Source organism: Labrenzia sp. PHM005 (assembly GCF_006517275.1).
Classification (GTDB): Bacteria; Pseudomonadota; Alphaproteobacteria; order Rhizobiales; family Stappiaceae; genus Roseibium.
This window is the reverse complement of the sequence record NZ_CP041191.1, coordinates 3,099,124-3,117,422: the sequence shown is the minus strand read 5'-3', so window position 1 is coordinate 3,117,422 and position 18,299 is coordinate 3,099,124. Positions and strand designations below refer to the sequence as shown.

General features: G+C 53.7%; 20 protein-coding genes. 8 read left to right on the top strand and 12 right to left on the bottom strand.

Features of this window, described 5'->3' with window-relative positions:
• Positions 1 to 51: 51 nt before the first annotated feature.
• From FJ695_RS14015 to FJ695_RS13995, 5 genes are all read right to left on the bottom strand, one after another.
• Positions 52 to 810: an AraC family transcriptional regulator gene (locus FJ695_RS14015; protein WP_141186034.1), complete on the bottom strand. Its 759-nt coding sequence runs from the start codon at positions 808 to 810 to the stop codon at positions 52 to 54.
• Positions 811 to 824: 14 nt separating this feature from the next.
• Complete coding sequence (locus FJ695_RS14010; RefSeq protein ID WP_141186033.1) at positions 825 to 1,127, bottom strand: putative quinol monooxygenase; 303 nt, start codon at positions 1,125 to 1,127, stop codon at positions 825 to 827.
• Between the two features lie 3 nt (positions 1,128 to 1,130).
• A complete protein-coding gene (locus FJ695_RS14005) occupies positions 1,131 to 1,748 on the bottom strand; it encodes a class I SAM-dependent methyltransferase (protein ID WP_141186032.1) in 618 nt (205 codons plus the stop codon).
• Between the two features lie 132 nt (positions 1,749 to 1,880).
• Entirely contained in the window at positions 1,881 to 2,777 is an 897-nt protein-coding gene (locus tag FJ695_RS14000; RefSeq protein WP_141186031.1) for a dienelactone hydrolase family protein, read from the bottom strand.
• The gene (locus FJ695_RS13995) at positions 2,768 to 3,442 is read right to left on the bottom strand and encodes a GntR family transcriptional regulator (protein WP_168206371.1); all 675 of its coding nucleotides are present in this window, start codon (positions 3,440 to 3,442) and stop codon (positions 2,768 to 2,770) included. The genes FJ695_RS14000 and FJ695_RS13995 overlap by 10 nt, the downstream gene beginning before the upstream one ends.
• A gap of 206 nt (positions 3,443 to 3,648) precedes the next feature.
• On the opposite strand from FJ695_RS13995, the gene FJ695_RS13990 reads away from it, so the two are divergent.
• Both FJ695_RS13990 and FJ695_RS13985 read left to right on the top strand, forming a co-directional pair.
• Positions 3,649 to 4,830: a GGDEF domain-containing protein gene (locus tag FJ695_RS13990; RefSeq protein ID WP_141186029.1), complete on the top strand. Its 1,182-nt coding sequence runs from the start codon at positions 3,649 to 3,651 to the stop codon at positions 4,828 to 4,830.
• Between the two features lie 624 nt (positions 4,831 to 5,454).
• Positions 5,455 to 6,624 carry a GGDEF domain-containing protein gene (locus FJ695_RS13985; protein WP_141186028.1) on the top strand — a complete coding sequence of 390 codons (1,170 nt, stop codon included), beginning with the start codon at positions 5,455 to 5,457 and terminating at the stop codon, positions 6,622 to 6,624.
• Positions 6,625 to 6,635: 11 nt separating this feature from the next.
• On the opposite strand, the gene FJ695_RS13980 is transcribed toward FJ695_RS13985, so the two are convergent.
• From FJ695_RS13980 to FJ695_RS13965, 4 genes are all read right to left on the bottom strand, one after another.
• On the bottom strand, positions 6,636 to 7,484 hold the full coding sequence (locus FJ695_RS13980; protein WP_371708783.1) for a D-alanyl-D-alanine carboxypeptidase family protein: 849 nt from the start codon (positions 7,482 to 7,484) through the stop codon (positions 6,636 to 6,638).
• 82 nt (positions 7,485 to 7,566) lie between these two features.
• Positions 7,567 to 8,328 carry an ABC transporter permease gene (locus FJ695_RS13975; RefSeq protein ID WP_141186027.1) on the bottom strand — a complete coding sequence of 254 codons (762 nt, stop codon included), beginning with the start codon at positions 8,326 to 8,328 and terminating at the stop codon, positions 7,567 to 7,569.
• On the bottom strand, positions 8,325 to 8,822 hold the full coding sequence (locus FJ695_RS13970; protein ID WP_141186026.1) for a GNAT family N-acetyltransferase: 498 nt from the start codon (positions 8,820 to 8,822) through the stop codon (positions 8,325 to 8,327). The genes FJ695_RS13975 and FJ695_RS13970 overlap by 4 nt, the downstream gene beginning before the upstream one ends.
• A 3-nt stretch (positions 8,823 to 8,825) precedes the next feature.
• Positions 8,826 to 9,752: an ABC transporter ATP-binding protein gene (locus FJ695_RS13965; protein ID WP_141186025.1), complete on the bottom strand. Its 927-nt coding sequence runs from the start codon at positions 9,750 to 9,752 to the stop codon at positions 8,826 to 8,828.
• Positions 9,753 to 10,004: 252 nt separating this feature from the next.
• Here FJ695_RS13965 and FJ695_RS13960 point away from each other — a divergent pair, with 252 nt between their 5' ends.
• The 6 genes from FJ695_RS13960 to FJ695_RS13935 all read left to right on the top strand — a co-directional run bounded on the left by FJ695_RS13960 (position 10,005) and on the right by FJ695_RS13935 (position 14,921).
• The gene (locus FJ695_RS13960) at positions 10,005 to 10,907 is read left to right on the top strand and encodes a pirin family protein (protein ID WP_141186024.1); all 903 of its coding nucleotides are present in this window, start codon (positions 10,005 to 10,007) and stop codon (positions 10,905 to 10,907) included.
• A 69-nt stretch (positions 10,908 to 10,976) separates the two neighbouring features.
• Positions 10,977 to 12,128, top strand: a complete 1,152-nt coding sequence (locus FJ695_RS13955) for a GNAT family N-acetyltransferase (protein ID WP_141186023.1) — start codon at positions 10,977 to 10,979, stop codon at positions 12,126 to 12,128.
• Between the two features lie 140 nt (positions 12,129 to 12,268).
• The gene (locus FJ695_RS13950; RefSeq protein ID WP_141186022.1) at positions 12,269 to 13,180 is read left to right on the top strand and encodes a PhzF family phenazine biosynthesis protein; all 912 of its coding nucleotides are present in this window, start codon (positions 12,269 to 12,271) and stop codon (positions 13,178 to 13,180) included.
• A 212-nt stretch (positions 13,181 to 13,392) separates the two neighbouring features.
• Positions 13,393 to 13,716 carry a helix-turn-helix transcriptional regulator gene (locus FJ695_RS13945; RefSeq protein WP_141186021.1) on the top strand — a complete coding sequence of 108 codons (324 nt, stop codon included), beginning with the start codon at positions 13,393 to 13,395 and terminating at the stop codon, positions 13,714 to 13,716.
• Positions 13,713 to 14,201 carry an SRPBCC domain-containing protein gene (locus FJ695_RS13940; protein WP_141186020.1) on the top strand — a complete coding sequence of 163 codons (489 nt, stop codon included), beginning with the start codon at positions 13,713 to 13,715 and terminating at the stop codon, positions 14,199 to 14,201. Before FJ695_RS13945 ends, FJ695_RS13940 begins: the two co-directional genes overlap by 4 nt.
• A 21-nt stretch (positions 14,202 to 14,222) precedes the next feature.
• Entirely contained in the window at positions 14,223 to 14,921 is a 699-nt protein-coding gene (locus FJ695_RS13935) for a DUF899 domain-containing protein (protein WP_141186019.1), read from the top strand.
• 23 nt (positions 14,922 to 14,944) lie between these two features.
• Here the strand turns inward: FJ695_RS13935 and FJ695_RS13930 are convergent, their stop codons facing one another.
• The 3 genes from FJ695_RS13930 to FJ695_RS13920 form a co-directional block, all read right to left on the bottom strand.
• Positions 14,945 to 15,970: a DUF3616 domain-containing protein gene (locus FJ695_RS13930; RefSeq protein WP_168206370.1), complete on the bottom strand. Its 1,026-nt coding sequence runs from the start codon at positions 15,968 to 15,970 to the stop codon at positions 14,945 to 14,947.
• Between the two features lie 118 nt (positions 15,971 to 16,088).
• Positions 16,089 to 16,910: a hypothetical protein gene (locus tag FJ695_RS13925; RefSeq protein ID WP_141186017.1), complete on the bottom strand. Its 822-nt coding sequence runs from the start codon at positions 16,908 to 16,910 to the stop codon at positions 16,089 to 16,091.
• A gap of 67 nt (positions 16,911 to 16,977) precedes the next feature.
• Positions 16,978 to 17,823, bottom strand: a complete 846-nt coding sequence (locus tag FJ695_RS13920; RefSeq protein ID WP_141186016.1) for a hypothetical protein — start codon at positions 17,821 to 17,823, stop codon at positions 16,978 to 16,980.
• Positions 17,824 to 18,299: the final 476 nt, after the last annotated feature.

Sequence of the window (18,299 nt, the reverse complement as noted above, 5' to 3'; positions counted from 1 at the left end):
CAGAAAAAGATCTGGTTTGAAAAGCCCGGCTTATGCCGGGCTTTTTTTGCCTTATGGCATCCGAAAACTCGCTCGATATTCCGATGGCGTCTTTCCGGTCAGTTCACGGAATGCGGAATTAAATGCCGATAAACTCTGGTACCCCTGCTCAAACGCAATCTCTGTAACCGGCAGGTCGGACAAGGACAGCGCCTCAACCGCCTTCATTACGCGCAACCTTTGCAACGCTTGACGCCAGTTCATGCCCAGTTCTGAAGAAATCCGGCGTGCAAGAGACCGCGGAGACAAGGCAACGACATCTGCCAGATGGTCAAACTCCAAGGTTTTCCCAAGGCTCTCTTCCGTGAGCGCCAGGACCTTTTTCACCGCATCGCTCCGGCCCGCTGGCATGTAGAGATTGCTGGGAGACAGTGACAACCGCCAGGCTACCGTTGCCAGTGTCTTGAAAAGCTCCCTTGCATAACCAGACAAGGAAGCATCATCGGGTCCCCACTGAGCAACTTCCAGGATCAGTTCTCGGGCCAGCGGCGACACGTCAAACACGCTCAACACCTGCTCCGGCGGATCGACAAAGTCGACCGCATAGAGCACGGACCGGCACGTGATGCGGACAGGAAGGGTCACGTCTATCGGCTCACCAGCGGTGATCAGTGCCGCTCTTGCTGGCGGCAGCGTCCAGGTCCGTCCCTTTGCCTCCAGGCGCATGGTTCCTTCAGATGCATACAGAAGATAGTGGCGACCGGTTTGAAACTGGCTTTTGGGTGCAGGCCCAAACTCTTGGGCAACAGAGTAAGCTGGAGGCTCAGACATCCGCGAAGCCTATCTCACGCATCGGCAATCAGCAAAGCTGCATCATACCGGCGGCTGGAGGGCGCAGACGTCATCAGCGGTCGAAGGGACAAGCCGAGCTCAGCAAATGACTTTGACGCCAGATATGTGTTGAAGGCAGCTTCGCCGTCCCACTCATGAACCACTCCGACATGCGTGTTGTTTCGTGGATCGCAGTAAGGACGGAATGTGCGGCACCCTGCCATGGCTCGAATTGCTTCAGCATCTTCAAGAAGGCGATTTAAGGCCTGTTGCTGGTGCAAGGCCTCTACATTGAAATCAACGAGAACAACAAACATGGGTTATAGGCTTTCTATTGGCCGCTGGACCACATAGGCACGGCTGACACGTTCGGGGATGCCTTCCGGATAGGCGTAACAGCAAGAAACCGCGAACCCTGCGCTGGACAACATGGCCTTCATTTGGGCTTCACCGAACCAGCGATGACGCCAACGCAGCCAAATCAACCATTGGCAGATGTGGGGTTTGCTGACCGACAACACCAAGATGCCGCCGGGTTTTAGCAATCGAAACAGGCTGGCCAGTCCGTCCTGCGGATCAAGGCAATGCTCCAGAACGTGCGCGGCGAGCACAACATCGAAGGACTGATGCCTAAGCAAGTCTTCCAACCGGCAGGGATATGCCGATAAATCGTTGCACATTGGCGACAGCCGGTTGACTGCGACATCTAGCATGGACAGGGAAGGATCAACAAGCGTCAAGGACTGCAGCCGACCCCGGCTGTTTGCCAGAGCTAGCGCGAAGTCACCGCTTCCAGTTCCAACGTCACACACCGATTTGTTGCGTACGTTGAACCTCACCCGGTCAAACAACCCTCGGTAGGCTCGGGAAAAGCCGTGACGCTCCAGCATCGAAGCCCAAGTATTTGAGAACTTGTCATATTGTGCAGCAAGCGACATGGCGACCTCCAGAAGACGCCTGAAACTGCCACATGCTTGATCTGGGCACTTCCTGCAGAAGGACAAGGATGCGCTTTGAATGGACAATCGCTTAGGGAGCTGAATGAGTGAAACGGCTGCTAGTGGTGCCTCTCACTCAACCTTTTGGGACGGAACATGTTCCTGAAGAAATGCCCGTACAAGGGCAATCGCGGTTTGCTGTCCCGCTTTGTCATACCCGAGCGAGCCGCCACCGGCTGCAAACCCATCCGGATTAATTTCATCCCGGCTTGCGAAATGAACAGCGCCAAATAGTTCTAAGTCAAACCCATGATAAGCGTTGCTGATAAGGGCTGAGCGAACGGGGAAATCATCCTGGCTGGTTTCTCCTGCCATCCTTTCGCAAACTGCCGCGTCGACATAATCGTCCTGTGCTGCAGAAATGACGAGAATGGGACCTGCGTGCGGTCCGCGCGCAAAGGAACAAAACGGGTAGAGCGCGACTGCGGCAGCGAATTTCTCCGGAAAGAATTGATAAAAACCTTCGGGATTGAGAACACTCAGCGGAACCATACCAAGGCGTGACCATCCCATGATTGCAATCGAAGTCGCATCGATATCATCCCGCTGAGCAAGATGCCGTAACGCACCTAAGGCAGCCAAGGCTCCCCTTTTCCAGTCCAGCGAAGGATAGTGCGCATCATCTGGGCTGTGATCCGGCGGCTGACATCTTGAAAAGCTGAGCGTTGCATACCCCCAGCTGTTCAACCGGCCCAGCCAGGGTTCATACGCCTTTTCCCCATGACATGTATGCACAACGACAACTGCTGGCAGCTTTCGATCTGCCTCTGGCACACGCAACCGGCCGGCCAATGTCCCCTGTGGCAGATTTCTTATGGACGTGTCCTGGCGCAGTTGCTGAAGCGAGGTGGCCGGCGCCACCGGCAATTCAAAGGCAACCATCTTGTCCTCAGAGAGCTCCACGCCCCAGGCGAAGGCTGTATTTGAAAACGTGAGCGCGGCTGCCGCCAACAAAACCTTCAGACCCATTTCAATGCCTCAAACTGGTTGGTCAACATCTCATTGAAAGCAGCGAGATACGTGGACAAATGCCGGTGCATGGCCTCAGCCGCTTCCTTGGGCTGTCCTCCGGCAACAGCATCCAGAATCGCCGTGACACCGGCGAAATCTGCGCTCTCCCGCAGGCCCCGGTCTTTGTAGAAATGCCAGCATCGGGCTGTGTGTGCCCGCATCAGCTGAACTTGTGCCGCAATCAAGGGGTTTCTGGAAAAGGTGGCAAGTGCGTCGTGGATAGCCCGGTCAATGGCAAAAAAAGCATCAAGATCATCCGCACTGCGTGCCTGCTCAAGCTCCATGGCAAAGGCTTTCAACGCCGCCTTTTCCTCTGCCGTTACACGAACCGCGGCCAGCGCAGATGCCGCCTTTTCGGCTGCAATTCGAGCCTCGAAAACGGAATACACCGTCGCGGCATCCATTGGAGCGGCCACGGCACCTTTGTTCTTCTGCAAGTGAACAAAATCGCGGGCGGCCAAATCAACAAAAGCTTCCCGCAATTTGGTTCGGCTGGTGCCATAGCGGGCCGCCGCCTGCACTTCCTGAATTTGAGACCCGGGTTCAATGGCACAGGAAATCAGATCAGCCAGCAGCTTTTCAAACACCGGCTCCCGGCACGACAATGTGAAATTATTTTGCATGCAACTTGCATACAATAAATCTAACCGCTCTTCAACATACCCAGAACGTAAGGGGAGCAACTCACCTTCCATCACCGCTCTAGCTGTTTAGAAACATCAGAACTTTCTTTACGTTAATTGAGCGACGCCCAAAATCTTAATTCAGATTTTACGTTCTTCACTGTCATATTGTCTTGCGGTTATCCGGCAAAAGGTGCAGCGGGCGCATGGACTTATATACGCTTATAGTGGCCGTTGGCGTGATTAACGCCGTTTTTGCCGTGGTCTATTTCATCACCTACTTCCACCTTCGTCATCTGAAGTACATCTTGCTGTGGGGGATCAGCACCGCCATTCTTGCGGCGAACGGGCTCTACTACGTCAATGCAGAAAAGATCCCACCAACACTCCTTTATACCGGCAGCACACTGTTTCTTTTGTCGGGCCTGTGCCTGCGGTATATGGCGGCCAGAGACTTTGGGGGAAGACCGGCATCTTATCTGCAGCTTGCCATCCCGTGCCTTTTGACCGGTTTGGTCGCAGCCCCGTTCCTGGCGGAAGGCGATTACAGCTCAGCGACAACGGTGGCCTATTTCGCTTATGGGATCATCGGTGTTTTGGCGAGCTGGGAATACCTAAGGGACATCAAGGATGGTCTCATTTCCCGCTACAGTTTGATTGTTTGTTACGGGATCGTCACCTTAGCTTTTGCTCACCGGGCGTTCCTTGGCCTTTTTGAACCGCCGGTCTTGGGTGAGTTCGGCCTTCCATTGGATGAGGCCCAGGCCACACACCAGTTGACCCTTCTTATTGGTAGCTGTGCATCGGCGGCCCTTTGTCTTGCCATTGCGTTTGAAAAAACTATGAAAGAACAGCAAGAAGCTGCGCATCGCGATCATCTAACCGGAACGATGAACCGGCGGGCGCTCGAAAGCGCGATCGACCAATTGCTGACCAATGACACCAATCACTCAATGGCGCTCGCGCATGCGGACCTGGATCATTTTAAATCCATCAACGACACCTTTGGCCATAACGGTGGCGACCAGGCCTTGATTCACTTTGTAAAACTGGTGAAGCAACATCTTGGCCCCAATGATCTTTTTGCCAGGATCGGCGGAGAGGAGTTCGTTCTGGTTTTCTTGAACCGGTCGCAGCAGGAAGTGTCGCAGTTGCTAGACAACATTCGGACAGACGTCGCAAAAACACCGCTCCTGCTTCCTGAGGGGGCCTGTTCAATGACGGTGTCCACTGGATTTACCTATTGTGAATTGCCGTCGGGACGGACACTTCCAGAGCTTATGCGAACGGCGGACAAGGCCCTGTACAAAGCAAAACATGGCGGCAGAAACCGAATCTGCTTTGAGCCCAGGGAACAAAGGTGGCGCGACCGCAAGGTTCCTCTTTAAGCCACTTAAACACAAATACATACAGCTGACTGGGCGATCAGAAATACGCGCTGATAAGTTGTGTAACGTCCTTGATCGGAGTTATTCCGACTTGCCCGACAACATGCCCCCCAGAGCGGGCCAATGGCTCAGAAGCGCGGAAACCAAGTCAAATGTTCATGATTTGGATTGTAAGAAGCCTGTAGTCATTTGCAGAACTGGCAATAAGTGCCTCCCGTGTGCCAAGTTCTACGTTTCTCAATTCCAATGAATTTGCCGGCAGTTGGCGCGTCCAAAACAATTAAATCAGCTGTGTAACAACAAAGCTCCGATGCCGCGGGTGATTAGCAGGCGTCTACTCCTTACCCGTCAGGGCCTATGCCGGCCAATAAGGAAACAATTATATGACGGCCTCCTAAACCTGCAAAACACAGCCATGTTTTTTGCCGAGGCCGTCGCGCTGAATTGCGAAAACAAGCAGCGCCCTACGCCTTATAGACAAGAAAGACAAAAATAGAAAAGTCGCATACGAAAATAGCAACACACCCCAAAAAATAACAACAACGAATTAGCTAATATTTTAATTTATACAAATACAAGAGATCTGCCAATTTGCGAATAAATCAATTTATTAGGCAAACACGCATGACATTGGACTTGGTAACATTATACTTCGTAAATTTACTGTACGGCGCGATTTTTGCCAGCGCCACAATCTTGACAGCATACATCGATCCAAGTCGCACCTACTGGCGCAGCTGGGCACTGTGTTATGTGTATGGCGTTACGTCGCTTTTCCTTTCCACTACAGGCATAGCTATTGACCGAAATGTCGTGCTTCAAGCTGGCAATATCCTGATCGCCCCCACGTTTTTCTACTACTATGAAGCAATCTACGGACTCACAAATCGCCGTGTTTCCAAGAGGTATCTTTATGGCAGTTGCGCCTTATTGTTCACGGCAACACTGCCCGCCATAACAAACAACAACGTCATCTATAGCGACGTTGTTCGGCAGATCATGGTGATTGCAGCTTGTGCGGCCGCAATTCACTGTCTTATGCAGCCGGATGTCCGTAGGCTGACATCTCGCTTCGGTTTGCTGCTATCCGCAATAGTCCACATTCTGGCCCTGGTCATTCATCTTCTATTTTTGTTTGGTCTTCTCCCGTTTACCTGGGCAACACATGAGATGGTGTTAACCGTGCATTTGCTTGCAGGCATCGTTTTTACTGTCCTGAATGGCACGTTTTTGTTTGCCATGACCCATGAGCGTAATGCCTTGGAAAACCGAGAGGAAGCCTTGCGAGACGCGTTGACCGGAGCCTACAATCGCCGTGCTTTTGATCAATACTTGTCACTCAAGCTATCGTCCGACGAAACGAGCAACTTCCTTCTGATGCAGCTCGATCTGGATCATTTCAAATCGGTGGATGACCAATTTGGGCATCCCGCCGGCGACAGGGTATTAATCGAGTTTGTCCATATCCTGTCCGAAAATACCCCAGCACCACATTTTGTGGCGCGGTTAGGTGGCGAGGAATTCGCAATAATCGCCAACGATCTTTCATTTCAACGCGCAATAAAGGCCGCGGATCAGATCCTACGGACTCTCGAAACCAAGACGTTTGAATTTGGGAATGGGCAAAAGGCCCAGGTCACCACGTCCGCGGGATTGTATTATGGAAACGGAGACGACCTGTCCGTTGAGGACTTGATGGCATCAGTGGATCGTTGTCTTTACGAGGCGAAACGAACCGGACGGAACCGGTTCATAAGAGCTGATCTGAATAATTCAGCGACGGCGTCTCTCTAAGGTACCTATCCTCAGAAATGCGCTTCAATCAACCGGGCAACTTCCTTGTCACGCGCCTGTTCTGACGTACCGCCCATGACAACAACAATCAGCTGTTTGCCGCCGCGCCGGGCGGTGGCTACAAGATTGTAACCTGACATCCGCACATAGCCGGTTTTAAGCCCATCAACGCCGCGAACCTTGCCAAGCAGATTGTTGGTCGCGCGGAATGTGCGGCCATTGTAGGTGAATGATGTCGCCCTGTAGTAGCTGGCATACTGCGGAAATTGACGTTTCAAGGCGATGCCGAGTTTGGCCATGTCGCGGGCCGTCGTCACCTGAGCTGGATCGGGCAAGCCGGTGGCATTGACAAAGCGCGTGCGGCTGAGGCCCAGCGCGCGGGCTTTCTGCGTCATTTTACGGGCAAAGGCTGCTTCGCTGCCGGCTAAGTTCTCGGCAACAACGACGCCAACATCATTGGCGGATTTGACTGCCAGGGCTCGGGCCGCTTGTTCCACGGTGAGTGTGCTGCCAGCTTTCAAGCCAATCTTGGCCGGCGGCTGGGACGCGGCGACACCGGACACCTCCAGGGGTGTCGATAATCTGTTTTCACCAGAACTGACACTTTCAAACAGCAAATAGAGCGTCATCATTTTGGTAAGCGATGCAGGATATCGCGGCGCGTCGGCGTTGTCGGCATAAAGCTCTTCGCCGGTCACCGCGTCCAGGACCAGAGCCGAATAACCCCGCTCCTGAGCCGTTGCCGGTGCATAGCCGATGGTGGGAACCGAAGTTGCTTGCGCGGCGGTGCCTTGCGCAACCGGTGTATTGCCAGGCGATGGTGCGGCAACGGTCTGACAGGCTGCCAGAGACGCAGCCATACCAATCACCGCTAATTTGCGGAGGAGCTGCGAGGTCACCATCTTGCCACTCACCATCGATCCCATGTTCCGATTTGACGCTCTACGGCTTTAACCGGTACCCGGTTTTAAAGATCCAGTGAATGACTGCAAGTGCTCCCCCCAGAAAAACCAAGGTCATCAAAAGCGAAAGCCATAGCGACACATCCGCCTGACCATAGAAGCTCCAGCGGAAACCGGATATGAGATAGACCACCGGATTGATCAGGGTCACTTTCTGCCAGATCTCCGGCAGCATGGTGATGGAGTAGAAGCTCCCCCCTAAAAACGCCAATGGGGTGACGATCAAGAGCGGAATAAACTGTAGTTTTTCGAAATTGTCGGCCCAAATGCCGATAATGAAGCCGAGCAGCGCGAAGGTAACCGCCGTTAACAGGAAATATGCCGCCATCCAGAACGGATGCTGGATTTCGATGTCGACGAAGAAATGGGCGGTGACCAGAATGATCAAGCCGACCAGAATAGATTTGGTCGCCGCGGCCCCGACAAAGGCGACCGTAATTTCCAAGAACGACACAGGCGCGGACAGGATTTCGTATATCGAACCGGTAAACTGCGGAAAATAGATACCGAACGCGGCATTGGAAAGGCTCTGTGTCATCAAGGACAGCATGATCAGCCCGGGTACGATGAAGGCGCCATAAGACACCCCATCAATTTCCGTGATCCGCGATCCGATCGCTGCCCCAAAAACCACGAAATAGAGCACCGTGGAAATCACCGGAGAAATGATCGACTGCATGACGGTCCGCCGTGTCCGGGCCATCTCGGTCAGATAGATCGCTTTGACCGCTTCGAAATTCATGAGGTTTGCTCCAGATTGGCGGTCTCTAAAGGCATTTCCATCCGCGGCAAGGTTCTGCCTGGAATGGAACCGGACGGTGCACGGCCGGTGGTGACAAATCCCATCCGCGCATAAAAAGGTTCCGCGCTTGGATCTGCGTCCAACCAGATGTGTTTCAGATCAAGGTCTTTGGCTTTAGTAATGAAACTTTCAAAAAGCTTCCGCCCCACACCCTTGCCCTGAAAGTCCGGGTCGACAAAACAGGTGGCAAGTTCGCCGGTGCGCTCCATTTGGTTCGTTTCCAGCCGAATACAGCCTGCCAACGCGCCATCCGAAGCTTCCAGCACCCAAAAATCGTCCTCCAAGATCCAGCTTTCCTGAACCGTCATCTCTTCAGCGCATGCCGCCATAAAGGCATCATCATAGCCGTTCGACTGTTTGGAGCGCATGCACAGGTCGGTCAAGGCCTCGATCTCATCAAGCCGCGCCTTCCGGATTTTGAATTCAATCGTCATGCCCTACTCCCCGTTCTTGACCAGATCGACAAAAATATCCTCCAGCGAAGATTGATCCGTCTGCAAATCATGAAAATGAACACCCGCATCGGAGAGGTCTGTCAGCAGCGCCGTGATTCCGGTTCGCTCCCTTTGGGTGTCATACGTGTAGGTCAGGCTGCCACCGTCCTCTGACAGGGTTAGATCGTATTTCTCAAGAGTTGGTGGCAGTGTTTGGATTGCGGCATTGAGCGAAAGCGTCAGAACCTTGCGGCCAAGCTTCTGCATCAGCTCTTTCTTGTCCTCAACAAGGATGATCTCGCCCTTGTTGATCACACCGACCCGGTCGGCCATTTCCTCGGCTTCTTCGATGTAATGGGTTGTCAGAATGATCGTGACACCCTTGTCCTTCAGTTCACCGACGATCCGCCACATGTCGTGGCGCAGCTCCACATCAACCCCGGCTGTCGGCTCGTCCAAAAACAGAACTTCTGGTTCATGCGCCAGCGCTTTGGCCACCAGCAGACGCCGCTTCATGCCGCCGGACAGCGCCATAATAGGGTTTTTCCGCTTTTCCCAAAGTGTCAGATCTTTCAGGATTTTCTCAATCAGATCCGGCTTCGGTTTCAATCCGAACAGACCGCGGCTGAACGCAACCGTATCGCCGACAATCTCAAACGGTGCCGTCGGCATTTCTTGCGGTACCAAGCCAATCATCCGGCGGGCGGACCGGAAGTCTTTCAACGCATCGTGCCCGCCAACAGTGATCGCACCGGATGTCGGGCGCACCAAGCCGCAAATAGTGCTGATCAAAGTGGTCTTGCCTGCCCCGTTTGGTCCAAGAAGCGCAAACACCTCGCCCTTTTGAATTTCCAGCGAGACGGATTTCAGCGCCTGAAAGCCACCGTCATAAGTTTTTTCCAGATTTTCAACGGAGAGGATCGGCGGCATAAAGTTCCAACCATTTGAGAATATTAAAAGAAGACCGGACGGCCGCAAGAGGGCACCTGTTAGGGCGCGCAAGGTTGCATGTGGTTGAACGGTCTGCAAGATGCAAGGTCTCAGGTTTCCTGACACATCTTGTCAGCTGAAACCAGAGGCTATTGTTTCTCAAAGCGAAACACTGCGTCCAGCAGCCCGCCTCTGGGTTTCGCACGCAAACCCGCTATTTTCGAGACAATTGCAGATTTCAGGAAAACGATCATGTCAATCCGGCCTATCACCCATATCGGCACAACCCAATCGGCCTTGGAAGGCGCCGGTGTCAAACTGGAGCGCGCGTTCGGATTTCAGGATCCGGCGCTGGTAGATCCGTTCCTGCTGCTGGACGATTTCCGCAATGACCGGCCGGAAGACTATCTGGCTGGTTTTCCCTGGCATCCCCATCGCGGCATAGAAACCATCACTTATGTTTTGGCCGGTACCGTCGAACATGGCGACAGTCTGGGCAACAAAGGCAATCTTGGTGCCGGCGACGTGCAATGGATGACCGCCGGACGCGGGATCATGCACCAGGAAATGCCAAAGGGCGACGCCCAGGGCCGGATGCACGGCTTCCAGCTTTGGGCGAACCTGCCATCCGCGCACAAAATGACAGACCCGCGTTACCAGGATGTCGAAGCCAAGGACATTCCTGTGGTTACAGACGATGACGGCACATCAGCCCGGATCATCTGCGGTGAGTTCTGGGGCAAAAGAGGTCCTGTTGATGGGATCGCCGCGGAGCCGCAGTATCTGGACATTCATGTGCCGGCTGGCCGAAAAAAACGCTTCAAGGTCGACACTTACAAACAAACCTTCGCCTATATCTTTGAAGGGTCAGGAAAGTTTGAAGGAGCTTCCGATCCGTTCGGGGTTTTAACCGAAAAGGAATTTGGCGGAGAAGAGCTAAAAATCCGAGACGAGACCGGAGACAGAACATTGGTCATCTTCGGTACAGGCGATGAAATCGTTGTCCATGCCGGAGAACACGGCATCCGTTTCCTGCTGGTTTCTGGCGCGCCGATCAAGGAACCGGTCGCTTGGCATGGCCCCATTGTGATGAACACCCGCGAAGAGCTGGTTCAGGCGGTCACCGAACTGCAGAACGGCACATTCATCAAGTAGGCATCAAACCAGCTTGCAACTTTCACATTCAACGGCTAGGCCTTTCGAACCTTTCCTGATTGGCCTGCCATGTCTTTAAAACTCCGCCCTGCACGTCCCGAGGATGCCTTGGCCCTCACCACCATCATGCATCTTGCAAAAGCTTCCTGGGGGTACCCGGAAGAGCTGATGCGGGAATGGCGCAAGCACTGGCAAATCACGCCAGATCTCCTTTTGGAGCTGGATGGAATCGTCGCCGAAAAAGATGGAACCCCTGTCGCCTTTTCTGGAGCCAAACACGACGCCAATGGCAGGGTCGACCTCGATTACCTGTATGTCGCTCCGCAAGTACAGAAATCAGGTATCGGCGCCTTGCTCCTAATGCGCAGCGAAGACCGCGCGCGGCAACAAGGCTACACAAAAATTGCTCTTCGTAGCGAGGTCAACGCCGGCGGCTTTTACGAACGATGCGGTTATGAAACCACCGGACATGAGCCAAGCCAGATGGCACCCGGCCGTTTCATGCCGCTCATGGAGAAGCGTCTGCAGCCGGCCGTTTATCCGGTTTCAAAAATAGATTTGACAATCTCCGGCCAACCTTGGGCTTTTGAAGCTGCCAACAAGGCGGCCATTTCAGAATACTTCGCGGAAAAACAACGGCAAATCCCAGAGCTCTGGAATGGTAGAACATTAAAACTGACGGACCACAGGTTTGAAGATGGTGTTTTATCCGGAACCTGCACCGAATGCTCTTATGCCGCTTTTCTGACCTGGCGTGATTGGGGTGCCCCGAACCTCACGACCTTCAATCTGTTCGGGTCTGCTGTTCTACGTTCGCCCGAAGGCGCTTTGCTCTACGGGGTCATGTCTCCGCATACCGCAACTGCTGGCCTGATCTACCCAATGGGCGGCAATCTTGATCCGTCTGATATTACCAACAGCGGATCGATTGATATGCAGGCCTCAATCTCGCGGGAGCTAGAAGAGGAAACTGGCCTGTCAACTCACCAATTGAAACACGGAGAGCTGTTGATCATTTTTGACGGTGCGCGCATCAGCGTTTCACAAGTCTTTGATTGCGATCGTCCGGCAGAAGACCTGAGAGCGGCAATCAATGTTCACTCAAAGGCGTCAGCAGAACAAGAATTGGCAGATGTCAGGATCATCAAGACCCTTGATGACCTGGATGACCCGGCAATTGTACCCTATGCCAGAGACCTCGGACGGTATCTTCTGGCGTGACCGGGTTGCCACATTTTTTGTTCCGGCAAGAGTTTGTTCACCAACAAACGCCGCAAGGGTCTGGCGGGACTTGCGAAGACATGCAAAAGTCCGCTCACATTCGAACCGCTAAGGAGTTCGAACTCTAAGGAGAATACCGCATGAGCCGTCGCTACGCGATTTTGGACGTCTTCACCAACACAGCACTTGCGGGCAATCCGCTCGCAGTTGTTCTGGACAGTGACGGCCTGAGCGACGAGCAAATGCAAAAGATCGCGGGCGAGTTCAATCTATCCGAAACCGTGTTTGTCTTTCCGCCGGAAAATCCTGGGCAATCTGCCTCTATGCGGATCTTCACCCCAAAAGTGGAACTTCCCTTTGCCGGTCACCCGACCGTTGGCACTGCGATTCTGATGGCCGTGGAGCGTTTTGGTGACATCTCCGGTGAACAGGATGCTGTGGTTGTTTTGAAACAAAAGATCGGAACCGTGCGCTGTGCGGTGATCTTGCGGGAAAATGCCGCCGCCTTTGCCGAATTTGATGTGCCCGTATTGCCGGAATCAGCTGGCCCTACCCAGAACCTTGAACTGATTGCTGCTGCTCTGGATCTGGAGCCGTCAGACATCGGTTTTGAGAATCACGCTCCGTCCCGCTTCAAAGTCGGCCCGGCGTTCACTTTTGTTCCTGTCCGCGATCTGGACGCGCTTGCGCGCGCCAAACCAGTACCCGCCATGTGGAAAAAGGGTTTCGGCAACGAAGAGCACAACGACGCTTACGTCTATTGCCGTGAAACACGCTCCCATGACAGCGCCTTTCATGCCCGCTTGTTTGCCCCAGATATGGGCATTACCGAAGATCCAGCGACAGGCTCGGCCGCGGCTGCCTTTGCAGGCGTTATCAAGCATTATGATGGTCTAACCGCGGGCACTCACCACATTCGCATTGAACAGGGTTTTGAAATGGGCCGCCCGTCCCTGATCGATCTGGAAATCGATATGGTGAACGGCGGCATGCATGCCGTCCGCATTGGCGGCCAGGCGACCCTGATCGCCCGCGGTGAGCTCTTCCTCTAATAGCTGACATACTGTCCGCCAGGAACGCGCCGACTGCCTGTCTCAGGCGTCGGTGGTGCGGTGGTGCGCGCCAGCCGGAATAATCCAATTCTCATAGGAAGACCCTCTGAACTGGGCCAAATCAACTCTCGAGAAAACACTCAACCAATCGGTTGACTATATTCGACGGGCATGATACTCAACCAATTAGTTCACTAAAATACATGAGCGATATGCAGCAACTTGACGCCACCTTCTCCGCACTCAGCGACGGCACCCGCCGCGCCATTGTCGCCCGGCTTGCGAATGGCGAAGCAACCCTGTCCGATTTGGCCGCCCCCTTCGACATGTCGTTGACTGCGGTTTCCAAACACATGCGCGTTCTTTCAGAGGCTGGATTGGTTGATATCGAAAAGCGCGGCAGGACCAAACACTGCCGGCTGAAAGGCGCTCCGATCAAGGAAGCCGTCGACTGGCTCAGCAACTACGAAGCCTTCTGGCTTGACCGATTTGACGCTCTGGCCCTTCACCTTGCCAAAGAGGACACTCAAAAATGACAGCTCAACCGCTTGAAAGTGATTTCCTAAAATCCGCGCCTGGACAGGAGCCTATCCTGGTTGAAGGCCTTTTCCGCGCAACACCTGCCCGGGTTTTCCAGGCATTTACGGTGCCCGAAGAAATCAATGGCTGGTTCCTGCCGGCTGGCCGCCTGGCTGACGTTGAGATCGACCTCAAGGTCGGCGGATTATGGCGGTTTGTCCTGCAGAATGACCACGAAAAGCAGGAGCGTCTGGAAGGTGAATATCTGGAGATTGCGGCACCAAACCTCCTGAAATTCAGTTGGCGTCACGTTGTCGAGCTCGCAGATGGCACACGGCAGGAGACCGATCGCTCGTTCGTTTCCATTTCTTTCAAAGCGGCCGGAAGCGCCACGCAAGTGCGGCTGCGGCACGAGGCCATAAAAACTGAGGACGCCCGTCTTGGTGTTGGCACCGGCTGGGCGGATTGCCTCCACCGGATGACCGGATTTCTTGCCAAGTAATAGACTTAGGAGGATTGCGCAATGGAAGTGAATTTCGTCGACCGGACAACCTGGCTGGACGCCCGCAAGGTTCTTCTGGAACAGGAAAAAGCCTTTACCAAAGAACGTGACAAGTTGTCAGAAGCCCGGCGCGCCTTGCCGATGGTCGAGGTGACTGAAGATTATGTTTTCGAGACAGCTGATGGAAAGAAAACCTTGTCAGAGCTGTTTGGGCCGCATCCGCAATTGCTCGTCTACCACTTCATGTTTGGCGAAACCTGGGAGGAAGGCTGCCCGAGTTGCTCCTTCTGGGCGGACAATTATGAGCGTTTGGATGTCCACTTGGCCGCTCGCGACACGGCGCTGATTTCCACGTCCAACGCGCCCATTAACAAGCTCCTAGAATACCAAAAACGTTTTGGCTGGTCTTTCACCTGGGCCTCCACAGCAGGAAATTCCTTCAGCAGAGATTTTGGAGTGACCTTTCCGGGCAAAGAAGTCTCAGATGGCAATGGTTACAATTACAAGGAAACGACTTTCGGAGAAGAATTGCCGGGCGTCAGCGCGTTCTTGAAATTAGACGATGGCCGCATCGGCCATAGCTACTCAACTTATGGCCGGGGCCTGGACATCCTCAACATGGCCTACAATCTCTTGGATCTGACCCCAATGGGACGTCATGAAGACGATTTGCCTTACCCTATGTCCTGGGTCCGGCGGCGGGATCAATATGGTCAATAAAAACATCTTCTGACCAGGAAGTTTTACTTGGTTAGCAGGTACTCCCTCGGACCGCCATCTTTGGCGCCGTCATACATGATCAAGATATTGACGGTTTCCGGACCTTCCTTCAGGACCAGAACAGTCTCGGCTTTCTGGTCTTTCTCCGGCATCTCCAAATCAGCCAGTTTCTTCAGTGCACCGCTGGGAAGAGCCAGATGATGGACAGAATACCCGCCCTTCGATTGAACCGGCCCAGCCAGCACAAGAAGACCGTCTGATACAGCTGCCAGATCCCGCACCCCTGTGCCTGTTCCAATTGCTAACTCAATTGTCTCAAGGTCCGGTTTCTTATCCGAAAAAAGCGCGTCGGCATTGACACTTCGGATAAAGGCAGTGCCATCAACGGACGGACCGCGGAGGCCAATGAAGATCCGTCCGTTCCGATACGCAAGACCTTCGATATTGACGCCCCCAGCTCCGTCGCCGAGCGGCTGCTCTGCATATTTTCCAATCGGATCCGGAGCTCCTTTCAAAATCGCCTGCAAAGCGTTGGTGCGCTCAATTTCGCCCGCCACGGAGTTCTTCGAAAATTCAAAAGCGGGATATCCAGTTTCTGAGGTGACGGGAAACCGGAACAAGAAAAAACTAGACGGGTCGTACTTCGCTTTTTTCCGGCTTAGCCCGTGCGACCCGGTTAGATAGAAATACCCGTCGCCATAGGCTGCACCTTCTGCATCAATCTCACCGGTCTTTTCGCCGTCAATCTTCTTCGGCAACAGCCGCATGACCGCGCCGGGAACGATAGTTTTGTCCTGGATCGTAAAAAACTGTGTGTGCTGTTTTTCATCCAGCGCTACCAGGCAAACAGGCGGAGACACCGGAGCGCAGGCAGCGCCACTGATGCTTTTGCGCAGTTTCTTTTTGCCATCAAATTTCGGCTGAACCGTCCAGGCATTGCCGTTCCCCTGTCCGGCTGCTGGCAGAATTAGCATCGGAAGGCAGGCGGCCACCAATATGCAGGCCAAAAACTTTTCTGGAAAATTTCGGTGGTTCCAGGCCGTACGCATTGCCATGCCCTCCTTCGTTATTGTCCAAAAAATACATTCCTGCAACAATATCTGGCACCAGGAAATTCAAAGCCTATTCTGTCGCCAGATAGGCCCTGTTGCGCACAACCGGACAGGTTCAATTTGGCAGTTTTTCGGCGATTTTCCTAGCGACCAAGCCACGCTCATCTTGAGAGTAAAGCCGGGTCGGATCCAATTCAAACCCCGGATCGAACTTAAGCCGGTGGACAAAATACTCTGTCGCAATATCGGCCACGCGCCGCTGCGGAGTGACACCAGACGGCAGGCCATCGCCGACGGGGGTTTCGTTCGACAGTGTGGCAGATGCGAGGCTGTGCAGTATTTCAGGTGCGTCGATCACTGCCATCGCCTTGATCAAAAACACCAAGTTTGCCGGATCGCCCTCCTGGATCTTGGTTTCAAGCCGCCCGCGCGCATCCTGATCGCCAAGTCTGGAAAGTGCCACCGCCGTAACCAAGTCCACTGGTACAGCGGGATCAGATGCGTCGAGTTTCACCAGACGTGTGGAAGTTTGGTGTTTTGACAACCCCGCTTGGCTCTCAGGAAAATAGCTTGCCAAAAGCAAACCGCCAGCTTCGGCCTCTCCATTGAGAGCGGCCAGGACATCCTCTTTAAACGCGGGATTATCCGGAAGCCCATTTTTTCTCACACATTCATAGGCCGCCGCACTTGCCCGCACCCGCGTGTCGTAGTCATCAGACGACATTAAGGGCGCGAGCGCCAATGCCGCTTTGTGCGTACAGATCGCGCGCCAGATACCGATGATATTGGCCCGTTCATCGGCGGACGCACTGCTGAAACGCGCCTCAAGCTCTGCCACCGCGGAATCGCCGGCGGCAACGACCGCCGACACCGATACTGGACTTGGATTTTGCAGCGCAGTTTCGACCAACTCGGACAATTCAGAAGTCTGAGCCATGCTGACCCCTCCAGACATCATCAAAACGCAAACCAGAAACCAACGCAATCGGCTGGAGCACCGCATTTTAAGTCCCAGAGGGATTGATCGTATTGGCTTGGCTCTTGCTGATAAGCTGGCCATTGCGGTGTGCTCCCGATGCGATCAGGTGCTGATGGGCGGCGCTATGATCAGCAATGCCGAGCAAATGAACCGTCTCATGCGCCAGCGTTTCCGCGTGGGGCGATGACATAGTGTCTTCCATCAGACAATTCTTCTCTGACGCAATGGTGCCAGCACGGGTGTTGTTCACTGCGGGCGTGGCGTCCTGCTCGTATTGCCAGACAAAAAAGACATTAAAATCTGCTGTCGAATCCGCCAATGCAGTCACATCGTCCCATTCATGTTCACTGGCCGCAACACCTTCCAAATGAGACGAAAAGCGCACCACAGCACCAAGGTTTTGCGCCACTTCGGCAACGGCCGCACTTTTGCGCACCATTGTCACATTGGCTTGGGTCGTCAAAATCGCATTCACCCCGGTGATCAGCGTGTTTAGATCCGATCGATTGCGGTTCGTTGTATGACCTGCATTGTCCTTAATATAGTGAAATGCAGTCTGAATGCGCCGTTCGGCTTTGACCGATAATTCAAGCTTGTTGGCCGCAGCGACCGTACCGGTATGATCCAGATTGGGCACCCACTCGATGTGCCCTTTTCCGGCAACACGTCCGGTAATCACAAGCCGTGCACTGCCACCCGAATTGTTGAGAGCAACATTTGCGATATTGGTGGGATTTACACGCGGCACTAAGGTTCCATGCCCCGTGACTGTCAGTGTCCGTTGTCCACCAACCGGCACCATTTGCCAATTCGGGGTAACGGAGGAATCGAATCCTTGAAGGGTCTGCTGTCGGGCGTAACTTATCGGCATTGGAAAACACCTCAGATTTTCCGCTACGTCAGATTACCAATTTTGTCGGAAAGCATCCAATCAAACCAGTTGATGCATTTGGATCAAATCGAACGTTTGAGGCCTTTTGCATGCGGTTCACAGCGGACTGAAACTGCCAACAAATCGCGTAAGCTCCACAAAAGCCAGTTGCATCAAAAAGAATCCTGTCTTATGAACGACATCCGTTAACGCCTCGGTCACGCTTTGCAAGCAGACTAAGGCGCACCGTATTGGAATGACCAAAGGCCGTAAGAAGACCCATGATCGCGGATCGCGACATTGCCGTTTCTTCTATCGACGCGCAGACACTGCAGCGCGGCGGCCTCCTCCTACTTGGCGATCTCCTCCTTCTTAGATGCCCCTGAGCGTCGGCTGTTCGCATGTTTGAAGCGAACGGGCACTTAGGGGAGACTTCTTAGAACCGCATCAGAACAATCGGATCGCGCGCCCCTCAA